This window comes from Bradyrhizobium sp. S69 (assembly GCF_009766005.1).
In the GTDB taxonomy this organism is placed as follows: Bacteria; Pseudomonadota; Alphaproteobacteria; order Rhizobiales; family Xanthobacteraceae; genus Bradyrhizobium.
In genome coordinates this window covers 34,394-45,978 of sequence record NZ_LMUK01000050.1, presented here as the reverse complement: position 1 = coordinate 45,978, position 11,585 = coordinate 34,394, and the positions used below count along the sequence as shown (strand labels likewise).

Sequence of the window (11,585 nt, the reverse complement as noted above, 5' to 3'; positions counted from 1 at the left end):
CTTCAAGCCACTCGACGTCCCGACGCTGGCGGGAGGATTGAGTTCGTGAGCAATCTGGTGCCGGCCTCTCGACAGGCTCTTTCTGTTCCCTCCCCCCTTGTGGGGGAGGGTCAGGGAGGGGGGTAGCCGCAAATGCCGCATGCAACCGTCAGGGAACGCCAACGCGGCCGAGCGAAGCAGCTTCGCCAACTTATGACGCCTGCCGAAACCTTGCTGTGGCGTTACCTGAAAGCTAACCGGGTCGATGGCCTCGGCTTTCGCCGACAGACACCGATTCGAAATTATATCGTCGATTTTGTCTGCCATTCGGCGAAAGTGATTATCGAGCTTGATGGCGCTTCACATGATTTCGAGGAACAACAGAAAGCGGACGAGAAGCGCGATGCTTTCTTCGTGTCGGAAGGTTTTCAAGTTCTGCGCTTCGCCAATGAACAGGTGATGTCCAATCTCGAAGGTGTTGTGGAAGCGATCCGGCAAGTCGTTTCTTCCCGGGCAAGCGGCTTACCCCCCTCCCTAACCCTCCCCCACAAGGGGGGAGGGAACAGCGAGGCCGTGCAAAATATCACGTTGAACACCCGCAATATTCGAGGCTCGCAGTCATGAAATTCACCCTCTCCTGGCTGAAAGAGCATCTCGACACCGACGAGCCGCTGGAAAAGCTCGCCGACAAGCTCACCATGATCGGGCTCGAGGTCGAGCACATTGAGGACAAGGCGAAGGCGCTGTCGGCGTTCTCGATCGCGCGCGTGATTTCGGCCGAACAGCATCCGAATGCCGACCGCTTGCGGGTCTGCATGGTGGATACCGGCAATGGCGCTGCTCCCGTGCAGGTCGTCTGCGGCGCGCCGAACGCGCGCGCAGGGCTCGTCAGCGTGTTCTCGCCGCCCGGCACCTTCATTCCCGGCAAGAACATTACGCTGGGCGTGGGCACCATCCGCGGCGTCGAGAGCCGCGGCATGCTGTGCTCGGCGGCTGAGTTGCAGATCTCGGAAGACCACGACGGCATCATGGAATTGCCTGAAGACGCGCCGATCGGCGCCGGCTATGCGCAATGGGCCGGGCTCGGCGATCCCGTGATCGAAATCAACCTGACGCCGAACCGGCAGGATTGCACCGGCGTTCACGGCATCGCGCGCGACCTTTCCGCCGCCGACATGGGCAAGTACAAAGATCCCGCTATCCGCGCCATCAAGGGCGAATTCCCCTGCCCGGTGCAGGTCACCGTCGAGGATGCAACGCTTTGTCCGGGCTTTGCGCTGCGGCTGGTGCGCGGCGTCAAGAACGGGCCGTCGCCGGAATGGCTGCAGCAACGCCTGACTTCGATCGGCTTACGCCCGATCAACGCGCTGGTCGATATCACCAACTTCATGACCTACGATCGCGCCCGGCCGCTGCATGTGTTCGACGCCGCGAAGGTGAAGGGCAACCTCGTTGTGCGCCGCGCCCGCGACGGCGAGACGCTGCTGGCGCTCGACGGCCGCAGCTACACGCTCGATCCCGGCATCTGCGTGATCGCCGACGATCACGGCGTCGAATCGCTCGCCGGCATCATGGGCGGCGAGGCCTCGGGCTGCGACGAGAACACCACCGATGTGCTGATCGAATCGGCGCTGTGGAACGAGATCAATATCGCGCAGACCGGCCGCAAGCTCGGCATCAATTCCGACGCGCGCTATCGGTTCGAGCGCGGCGTCGATCCGGCGTTCATGGTGCCGGGGCTGGAGATGGCGACCCGGCTGGTAATGGAGCTGTGCGGCGGTACCCCGTCGGAGAACGTCGTCGTCGGCAACGCCTTCGGCGAAGATCGCCTGATCGATTTTCCGCTGACTGAGGTCAAGCGCCTGGCCGGGATCGACGTGCCGCTGCCGCAGGTGAAACTGATCCTTGGCCATCTCGGCTTCATGGTCGCCGGCACCGGCCCGGTCGTGAAGATCGCGGTGCCGTCCTGGCGTATCGACGTGCACGGCAAGGCCGATATCGTCGAGGAGATCGTGCGCATCGTCGGCGTCGACAAGGTGCCGATGACGCCATTCGAGCGCGGCGACGCGCCGCGCAAGCCGACCCTCACGCCCATTCAGCTGCGTACCCGCCGCGCCAAGCGCGCGCTCGCCGCGCGCGGCATGGTCGAAGCGGTGACCTGGTCGTTCATCGCCAAGCCCCACGCCGAGTTGTTCGGCGGCGGGCAGAGCGAGCTCGCGCTCGCCAATCCGATCGCGTCCGACCTGTCGGATATGCGACCGAGCCTGCTGCCGGGTCTGGTTGCCGCGGCACAAGCCAATTCCGACCGCGGTTTTTCCGATGTGGCGCTGTTCGAGGTCGGCCAGATCTTCAAAGGCGACAAGCTGGCCGATCAGCTGATCGCCGCCGCCGGCGTCCGCCACGGCTTTGCGTCGAGCAAGGGCATCGGGCGGCACTGGTCCGGTTCGGCCAATGCCGATGCGTTCGACGCCAAGGCCGACGCGTTCGCGGTGCTGTCCGCGGCCGGCGCGCCGATGCAGGCGCTGCAGATCGTGCCGGGTGGCGCGAGCTGGCTGCATCCCGGGCGTTCCGGCACTATCCAGATCGGGCCGCAGAATATTTTGGGCTATTTCGGCGAGCTGCATCCGCGCACGCTGGAAGCGCTCGATGCCGACGGGCCGTTGCTGGCGTTCGAGGTGATCCTCGATCGCATTCCCGATGCCAAGCAAAAGCCGACCCGCGCCAAGCCGGTGCTGGATCTGTCGGCATTCCAGCCGGTGTCGCGCGATTTTGCATTCATCGTCGATCGCGGCGTCAAGGCGGGCGATATCGTGCGCGCCGCACAAGGCGTCGACAAGAAGCTGATTACCGGCGTCACGGTGTTCGACGTTTACGAAGGCAAGGGCATCGACGACAGCAAGAAGTCGATCGCGATCGCGGTGACGATCCAGCCGCGCGACAAGACCCTGACCGATCAGGAGATCGACGCGGTCGGTGCCAAGATCATTGCCGAGGTGACCAAGAAGACCGGCGGCAGCTTGCGGGCATGATTCTGGAAGTTTCCCAGCTTCCATCTGACGCACGGCTCCCGATGTTGTGGAGATGAGCCTTTCCGAGCTCATCCCGGCCGATGTCAGCCTCAATGTGGCGCTCGCGATTTGCGCGATCGCCTTTGTCTCGGGAGCCGCGCGCGGGTTTTCCGGCTTCGGCGCGGCGATGATCTTCATGCCGCTGGCCAGCAGCGTGGCGGCGCCACGGCTGGTCGCCGCCTTGCTGCTGGTAATCGATTTCATCGCCGCCGCGCCGCTGTTACCGAATGCCTGGCGGCAGGCCGACCGCAACGCCACCGCGGTGATGGTGGCCGGCGCGCTCGTCGGCGTGCCGATCGGAACATGGTGCCTGAGCCGGTTCGATCCGGTGACGACGCGCTGGATCATCTCCTGCTTTGTCGGTGCGCTGTTGCTGCTGCTGCTCTCGGGCTGGCGCTATCGCGGCAAGGATCATGCGGCGCTCTCTGTCGGCATCGGCGGCCTCGCAGGGTTTTGCAGCGGACTGGCGCAGACCGGCGGCCCGCCGATCGTCGGCTATTGGCTCGGCCGGCCGATCGGCCCGGTAATCGCACGCGCCAACATCCTGTTGTTTTTCGGCGCTTCGGATTTTTTCTCGCTCGTCAGCTATGCGGCCGCAGGATTGATCACGCCGGATTCGATCCGGTTTTCACTGCTGGTCGGACCGGTCTATGGCATCGGCGTCTGGTTTGGCAGCCAGTTGTTCGGCCGCGCCAGCGAGAAATTGTTCCGTGCGATCTGTTATGCCCTGATCGCGGCCGCCGCGATTGCCGGGCTGCCGGCGCTCGATGGCGTGCTGCGCTGACAGGCTTGCGCGACGCGCTGAAGTGACGCAAGGGTCGTTGCAACCGCAAGCCTGAGGGGAGCGTTCGATGATCGATCGCCGCGATGCACTGAAACTGACGCTCGCCGGCGCCGCCGCGTTCGCCGCTCCGGCGGTGTTCGCGCAAACGGCAAAGCCGCGCACACGTATCGTGTTCCTCGGCACCAAAGGCGGACCGCGCGTCGGCGTTGGACCCTCCAATCCCGCCAACCTCGTGATGGTGAACGACACACCGTTTGTGATCGACTGCGGAATGGGCGTCAGCCATCAGCTCGTAAACGCGGGCGTCCCGCTCGAGCAGGTGAAATATATTTTCATCAGCCACCACCATTCCGATCACAACCTCGAATATGGCAACCTCGTCTACAACGCCTGGGCCGCCGGACTTTCGACGCCGATCCATTCGTTCGGCCCGAAGGGGATCGAGGAGATGACCCGGATCTATTGGGAGCTGAACAAGTTCGATGTCGAGACCCGGATCGCCGACGAAGGCCGGCCCGATCCGCGCCCGCTGCTGATTGCCAAGGACATTGCCGAGGACGGCGTGGTGCTGCAGACGCCGGACGTGAAGGTGACGGCGTTTCGCACGCCGCACCCGCCGATCGTCGACAACTTCGCCTACAAATTCGAGACGCCGGACGGCACCATCGTGTTTTCCAGCGACACCAACTACAACCCGAAGCTCGCTGAATTCGCCAAGGGCGCCGACGTGCTGGTGCACGAGGCGATTTATCTGCCCTGGGTCGATCGCCTGGTCACGAGGGTCAAGAACGGCGCCACGCTGAAGAAGCATCTGCTCGACAGCCACACCGCCGCCGAGGACGTCGGCCGCATCGCGGAGGCCGCCAACGTCAAGGTGCTGGTGATGAGCCATCTGGTGCCCGGCGAACTCGATGTCACCGACGAGCAGTGGAGCAGCGAAGCCAAGAAGCATTTCAACGGCCGCATCATCGTCGCCCGGGATTTGATGGAGCTGAAGCTGCCGGTGTAGTCCTAAGTGCTGCGTAGGGTGGGCAAAGGCGCGCTTGCGCCGTGCCCACCATAATACATCGCATCGCGATGTTGCGCGGTGGGCACGCGGAGCCTGTCATCGGGCGCGCGTTCGCGCGACCCGGTGGCTTTGCCCACCCTACATTCCACCGCATCAATTGATCGGCGAGAACGGAACGGCGGTCCGGGTCGGTGCAGCCCGCCGGCGACGTCTTGCGACCGGGGCCGGCGCCTCCACGGGCTCGCTATCCTTGACCGCACCGATTTTTCGTAACGCCGCGTCGGCCGCGCGCTCGCCGCTTTCCCACGCGCCGTCGACGGTGCCCCACAGGGTTTCGTGGGTCGCCTCGCCGGCCAGGAACAGGCTGCCGATCGGCTCGGTCAGAATTTTTCGCGACGGCTGCGCTCCGGGCACCGCCGCCGACATCGCGCCAAGAATGAACGGCGCGGCATTCCAGCGTGTGGCGCTGGTTTTCTTGACGGTGGCGGCGATCTCGCTGCCGAACAATTTCGTCAGCCATTCCACCGCGAACGCCACCATCGCAGGTTCGCCCTGCGCGGTGAGATCGCGGCCGAACGAGCCTGCGACATCGATGAAGCACAGCGACGACGATCCTGCATTGGCGTACAGCAGCGCCGTGCGCATCGAATTGCTCTGCTCGATCACGACGTCATCGCGGCCAAGCTCGAGCGGGTTGCCGGTCAATTGCAACGCGATGCGGTCATAGCTGCCGAGGCTGAGCTTTGACGCGGCGTCGAGCTGGCGCTTGGGGATATCGGGCGTGAATTTGATATTGCCAGCGGCCAGCACGTTGCTCGACACCGTGATGATGGCGGCGCGCGCGGCGATCTTGCCTGCTTGCGTCTCGACCGTGACGTCGCGACCACTCCAGGCGATCTGGTTGGCGGGCGTCGACAACGCGAGCGGCACTTCCCCGCCGAGTTTCGCGATCAGCGTCCCGAGGCCCTGGCGGCAGGCGATCACGGCATTGCGGTCCTGCCCGTGCACCTTGTCGATCGCGGAAAGGTCCTTCAGGTCCTTGCCGGTGGCGTTGGCGCCCAGTACGAATTCCGCCGTCCCCGCCCAATCGCCAAGGTCTTTCGGCAGCACGGACGCGCAGGACACATCGGCCTTGCCGCGCGAGGCATCGTCGATGGCGCGGTTGGCGCGCACCAGGGCGGCAAGAAACTCTTCAGTCTCGCCGGCCCGCGCGTTGCGGCGGCCGATACGGATTTTCTGGCCAAGGGTTGCGGGAGCGACGTCGAGGCCTACGGTGCGCGCGAGCTTGATCATCGGGTTGGTGTCGGGATTGTGCAGCCAGCGCGCGCCGCGGTCGAACGGCACACTGAATGTCGTAGCGTCGGTGAGGCAGCGGCCGCCGATCTGGCCTGAGGCTTCGACCACGATCACCTTGCGGTTCGCCGCCTGAATCCGCCGTGCCGCGGCGATGCCGGCCGCCCCCGCGCCGATCACGACAATGTCGGCCTCGCGCGGCAATGGTGCAGCAACGGCGCGGGCGCCAGGCACCGGCGTCACTGCAAGGCCCGCGGCCGCCGACAGGAAATCGCGGCGCGTGATTGTCATGTCATGGTTTCCAAAATTGCTGCAACAGACCGCGGCGCGAAATGCGACGATGCGGAATGGACGCTTGCGCATTCGGCGCCGTTGCCGGGTGCGAATCTGACTGAAAACATCAATTTAATCATATGCTTGTCTGGCCCAAAAATCTCGGTTACGGCAGCGAATTCCGCATTCCGGACGGCGGCGAACTTGCCGTATCCGCGGCCAGCCAGCAACCATCATGGTTAGTCAATCATGATTGATTGGCCGCTGGTATGAACCCAATTGCAACGGCTCTCGACCATGCTAGAGAAAGGGAAAAGGCGGCCGAAAAGACCGTTGGGGGATTAGTCCATGGGCGTCGTGCTCGATTTCGTCGGCAAGTGGATCGCGGGGTACCTGCAAAAGGAAGTCCCGGGCTACGAGCCGTTCACGCCGAGCGATCCGGAGCAGTTGCGCGGCATCGTCGAACCCGGCGATGTGCTGCTGGTCGAAGGCAACAACCGGGTTTCCGGCATCATCAAATATCTCACGCAGTCCACCTGGTCGCATGCGGCGCTTTTTGTCGGCCCGATCGATGGCGCGATCGAACCGGACGGCGAGCCGCATGTCCTGATCGAAGCCAATATCGGCGAAGGCGTGACGTCGGCGCCGCTGTCGAAATATTTTCCCTACCACACCAGGCTGTGCCGCCCGGTCGGGCTGTCGTTCGAGGACCGCAACACGGTGTGCCGTTACGCCATCAACCGGATCGGCTTCGGCTACGACACCAAGAACATCGTCGATCTGATGCGCTTTCTGATCCCGCTGCCGATACCGCAGCGCTGGCGGCGGCGCATGATCGCATTCGGCTCCGGCGATCCGACCAAGATCATCTGCTCGGCCCTGATCGCGCAGGCCTTCGACGCCGTGCGCTATCCCATCCTGCCCAGGATCACCCGCGCCGCCACAAGGAAGGCCCGGCGCGAGATCCTGCACATCCGCGATTCTTCGCTCTACATGCCGCGCGATTTCGATATCTCGCCCTATTTCGAAGTCGTCAAACCCACCATCGTGCACGGCTTCGATTACACCGCCTTGCACTGGGCCGATAAGCAGAAGCCGCTCCGGGAGGTAGCCGGCGAATTCGGGGTGTTTCCAGAAGCGACGCTTTCTCCGCCCCTTGTTCCTGAAGCGACTGACCAAGAAACGCCGCTTCCAGCTGAAGAAGTAGCGCGCGGCTCGCTTGAGGCGATGCCGGTGGAGCACCACGAGCTCGCGGCGTAGGTTTGTCATCCTTTCGTCGCCGCGGCGAACGCCGCGCAACGGCTCCGCCGTCATCCTGAGGTGCGCGCTCCTTCTTGCGCGCCTCGAAGGATGGCCGCAAGCACGATGCTGAACACCATCCTTCGAGGCTCGCAAGAGCTCGCACCTCAGGATGACGGCGGTATGCGTCTTGAGGTCTTCAGAGAAGTGTTAGGCAAGTTCACGGCGTACCTCCGCATTCTCGCGGCACGTTGCGCCCGAGTTTTGCAAATTCGTTCGCCCCAGAAAAGAGAGGGCGCAGGGAAGACCGGGTGCGCGCTGCACCCGCGGTCTCGCGTGCAAAAGCAGAATAGAAAACGCACACGAGCATACAGGTTCAGCGGAAGCAGTCCGGCCTTCCCTGCGCAATGGTTTTACAGCTTATTCCGTGCTCTCCCCGGTGAGACCAGAGCTTGTTTGTCACCGTCGCCCGCGTGATACGAAGTATCATCGCCGACTTGACACCTGCCATTGGGGCGTCAGGACCACACGACTTTGCCGTCCGCATCACGCGCTGTTCGTCAAAAGCGCATCCGCGTCCATTGCATCCCACCCCGCGTGTCGTGACGTGCGCAACGCCCCTCTCGTCGGGTGGGATGGCCATAGAAGTGAAGCTGATTTGCCCTCGCGATCAACCATGATCCGCTGCGACACATTGGCACGACGGGCAAATCAAAAAATGCTGTCAAGTTTTATTTGCGGATGCAACGCGTGCTGCGTCATCCTGAGGTGCGCGCTCTTTCTTGCGCGCCTCGAAGGATGGCCGAACGCACTGCGCTGAACACCATCCTTCGAGGCTCGCAAGCGCTCGCACCTCAGGATGACGCCCGAGATAGTTTCACAGCCTCTCAGGATGACGCTGCCTCTTCTGCGCGTCAGGCCGCGACCGCCGACTTCCTCTCGGGCAATCCGGCGCGCGCCAATCCGCCATAGAGTTGTTCGCCGGGCATTTCCGCTTTCAGGATCGAGCGCACGGCGACCAGCCGGTCGATATCAATGCCGGTTGAAAATCCCTTGCTCTCGCACAGAAACACCAGATCCTCGAACACGACATTGCCGGTCGCGCCCGGCGCGAACGGGCAGCCGCCGAGGCCGCCGAGCGAGCCGTCGAGAACCCGCGCGCCGGCATCAAGTGCGGCCGACGCGTTCGCAATGCCCATGCCCCTGGTGTCGTGCAAGTGAACGCAGACCGGCTTCGATCCGGCGATCCTGACCACGGCTTTGGTCAACTCGCCGACCTGTTTCGGGCCGGCATAGCCGACGGTGTCGGCGACGGCGACCATGTCGACACCGGCTTCATATAATTTTTCCGCCAGCCGGATCACTTCTTTCGGATCGACCGGGCCGACGATCGAGCATCCCAGCGCCATCGAGATCGCGGCATTGACGATCGGTCTGTGCGAACTGGCATCGCGCAATTCGCACAGGCGCTTGACGTTGGCGACGGCGGAATCGCGCGAGCGGTTGGCATTGGCCTGGCTGTGTTCTTCGGTCGCCGAGACCACGATCGCCACTTCGGCCACGCCGGAGGCCAAGGCTTCGTTGACGCCGCGTTCATTGAGCGTCAGCGCGATGCCATGCGCGCCCGGCAGCGACGCGATGGTCGCGATCACATCGCGCACATCGACGAATTGCGGAAAGGTTTTGGCGGGCAGAAACGAGCCGACCTCGAAATGCCGCACGCCGGCGGCATATTCATCGCGCACCCAGCGTTGCTTGGCCTCGGTCGAAGGAAGTTTCTTCACCAGTTGCAAGCCGTCACGCAAGCCGACCTCGCGCAGGGTCACGCGATCGCTGGGGTAAATCTCTTGAAGTTTCGTCATGCGGGCCTCCGTACGACCTTGCTGATGGGAGAGTTCTGATTTTCGAGTTCGGCGCGAACCGCCGCGGTGTCGGCGCCGAGCACCGGCACCGTGAGCCCCTCACCGAGATTGCTGCCGTTCCACTGCACCGGAAGTGCGGGAACCCGAAACGGCTTGCCGTCCGCATTGATGTTGTTGACCAGGCCGCCCGGGCGCAGCACGTGGGGATCGCTCAACAGATCTTCCGGGCGGTTGATCGGCGAGAAGCAGATGTTGAGCCGGTCGAGTTTCGCCGAGAGCTCAGTGACGTCCCAGCGTTTGATCTCCTCGGCAACACGCGGCAAGATTCTCCCGCGCGCCATGATCCGTTCGGTGGTGTTGCTCAATGTCGGATCTTCGGAAAATTCCTTCAGGCCGAATTCCCGGCAAAAGCTCTGCCAGTGGCCTTCGGTCACCACGCCGATGAAAATACGCTCGCCACCCGCGGTGTCGAAAATATCGTAGATCGGCCACGCATGTTCCCGTTCCGGCATCGAGCGCGGCTTGTTGCCGGTCATCTCATATTCGACCATGTGCTGGGCCACGAGAAACAGGCAATTCTCGAACAGGCCGATGCGAATGTCGGCGCCGCCGGTGACGCCGCCGCGCTTCTGGTAGAGCGCCGCCAGGATCGAGATCACGCCGAACATGCCGCCCATGATGTCGTTGGCCGAGGAGCCGACGCGCTGCGGCTTGTCGCGGGTGCCGGTCATCGCGGCAAGGCCCGACATCATCTGCACCACCTCATCCAGCGCCGGCCGATGCTCGTAAGGGCCGGACAGGAAGCCCTTGTGGCCTGCGACGATCAGATCCGGATATTTGCGACGCAATTGCTCGGTGCCGAGGCCCTGTTTTTCCAGTTGTCCGTCGCGAAAATTTTCCAGGAACACGTCGGCGCTGGCCAGCAGCCGGTGCATCATGTCGCGGTCTTCGGCCTTTTCGAAATCGAGCACGACGCTTTTTTTGCCGCGGTTGAACAAGGGAAAGAACGACGTGCCCATGCCGCCCAGGCTGCGGGTCTTGTCGCCCACCGGCGGTTCGACCTTGATGATTTCGGCGCCTAGTTGCGCCAGGATCATGCCGCAGGTCGGCCCCATCACCATGTGGGTCATCTCGATGACCCTCACGCCCGCGAGGGGTAGTTCCGTCCCAGTCATTTGATCTCCCACATGCGTCAATTCCCTGGTCAATTCCTTGGCCGCGCGGCCAGATTAGGCGTTCACGATCCCGCTGGAAAATCATATCTGGGGAACGGTCCATTCACCGCTGCATAACGCAAATGCGTGGCCGCCGGTTGGCAGGGGCTTGAGGCTGGGCTCGTCCCTGCTCTTGCCTAACTTGGCGGGCATCTCTACCTCTGCCACCGTGTTGCAGAGGACCTGACCACCATGCTGGACGCCGCCGTCAAGGCGCTATCGCAAATCCTGTCGCCGCCGATGCGCTCGATCCTGTGGCGCTCGATCGGGCTCGCGCTGGCGTTGATCGTGGTGCTGGCGATCGGCCTGCAGCGGCTGTTGAGCTGGCTTGCGGTGTATGGCCAGGGCTGGGCCGAGGCCATGCTGGGTCCCGGCTTCCACACCTCGCTCAACGTGCTGGCCTGGATCATCTCGATCGCCGCCGGCCTTGGCGTGGTGCTGGGTGCGGTGTTCCTGATGCCCGCGATCACCTCGCTGGTGGCGAGCGTGTTCGTCGACGACGTCGCCGACCATGTCGAGCGCGAGCATTATCCAGCGGAACGCCCGGGGATGGCGCTGCCGTTTGGGATCGCGATCACCGAAGGCATCAAGTTCGCGCTGCTCACGATCCTGGTCTATCTGATCGCGCTGCCGTTCGTGTTCATCGCCGGCATCGGATTCATCGCCTTCTTCATCGCGACCGCCTGGCTGCTCGGCCGCGAATATTTCGAACTCGCCGCGATGCGATTTCGCCCGCCGGCCGAGGCCAAGGCGATGCGCCGGCAAAATGCCGGGATCATCTTGGCCGCGGGGCTGGTGATCGCGGCATTCGTGTCGATCCCGATCGTCAATCTGGCGACGCCGCTGTTCGGCATGGCGTTCATG

General features: G+C 63.5%; 9 protein-coding genes. 6 read left to right on the top strand and 3 right to left on the bottom strand.

Annotation, left to right across the window (positions count from 1 at the left end; all coding sequences use genetic code 11):
- Positions 1-132: 132 nt before the first annotated feature.
- From GSQ88_RS28670 to GSQ88_RS28655, 4 genes are all read left to right on the top strand, one after another.
- A complete protein-coding gene (locus GSQ88_RS28670) occupies positions 133-603 on the top strand; it encodes an endonuclease domain-containing protein (protein ID WP_159011161.1) in 471 nt (156 codons plus the stop codon).
- Positions 600-3,008 (top strand): phenylalanine--tRNA ligase subunit beta, encoded by a 2,409-nt coding sequence (gene pheT, locus GSQ88_RS28665; RefSeq protein ID WP_159011160.1) that lies wholly within the window; start codon positions 600-602, stop codon positions 3,006-3,008. The genes GSQ88_RS28670 and pheT overlap by 4 nt, the downstream gene beginning before the upstream one ends.
- Before the next feature lie 52 nt (positions 3,009-3,060).
- Positions 3,061-3,831 carry a sulfite exporter TauE/SafE family protein gene (locus GSQ88_RS28660; RefSeq protein ID WP_159011159.1) on the top strand — a complete coding sequence of 257 codons (771 nt, stop codon included), beginning with the start codon at positions 3,061-3,063 and terminating at the stop codon, positions 3,829-3,831.
- A gap of 67 nt (positions 3,832-3,898) precedes the next feature.
- Positions 3,899-4,840 (top strand): MBL fold metallo-hydrolase, encoded by a 942-nt coding sequence (locus GSQ88_RS28655; RefSeq protein ID WP_159011158.1) that lies wholly within the window; start codon positions 3,899-3,901, stop codon positions 4,838-4,840.
- Between the two features lie 153 nt (positions 4,841-4,993).
- Here GSQ88_RS28655 and GSQ88_RS28650 read toward each other — a convergent pair whose 3' ends face one another.
- Positions 4,994-6,424, bottom strand: a complete 1,431-nt coding sequence (locus GSQ88_RS28650; protein ID WP_159011157.1) for a flavin monoamine oxidase family protein — start codon at positions 6,422-6,424, stop codon at positions 4,994-4,996.
- A gap of 330 nt (positions 6,425-6,754) precedes the next feature.
- Here GSQ88_RS28650 and GSQ88_RS28645 point away from each other — a divergent pair, with 330 nt between their 5' ends.
- Positions 6,755-7,666 (top strand): YiiX/YebB-like N1pC/P60 family cysteine hydrolase, encoded by a 912-nt coding sequence (locus tag GSQ88_RS28645; protein ID WP_159011156.1) that lies wholly within the window; start codon positions 6,755-6,757, stop codon positions 7,664-7,666.
- Between the two features lie 893 nt (positions 7,667-8,559).
- Here GSQ88_RS28645 and GSQ88_RS28640 read toward each other — a convergent pair.
- Together GSQ88_RS28640 and GSQ88_RS28635 are read right to left on the bottom strand one after the other, a co-directional pair.
- Complete coding sequence (locus tag GSQ88_RS28640; RefSeq protein WP_159011155.1) at positions 8,560-9,507, bottom strand: hydroxymethylglutaryl-CoA lyase; 948 nt, start codon at positions 9,505-9,507, stop codon at positions 8,560-8,562.
- On the bottom strand, positions 9,504-10,682 hold the full coding sequence (locus GSQ88_RS28635; RefSeq protein WP_159011154.1) for a CaiB/BaiF CoA transferase family protein: 1,179 nt from the start codon (positions 10,680-10,682) through the stop codon (positions 9,504-9,506). The genes GSQ88_RS28640 and GSQ88_RS28635 overlap by 4 nt, the downstream gene beginning before the upstream one ends.
- A 231-nt stretch (positions 10,683-10,913) precedes the next feature.
- Here GSQ88_RS28635 and GSQ88_RS28630 point away from each other — a divergent pair.
- Positions 10,914-11,585, top strand: a 672-nt coding sequence (locus tag GSQ88_RS28630; RefSeq protein ID WP_159011153.1) for a sulfate transporter family protein, incomplete at its 3' end; no start/stop codon positions are given.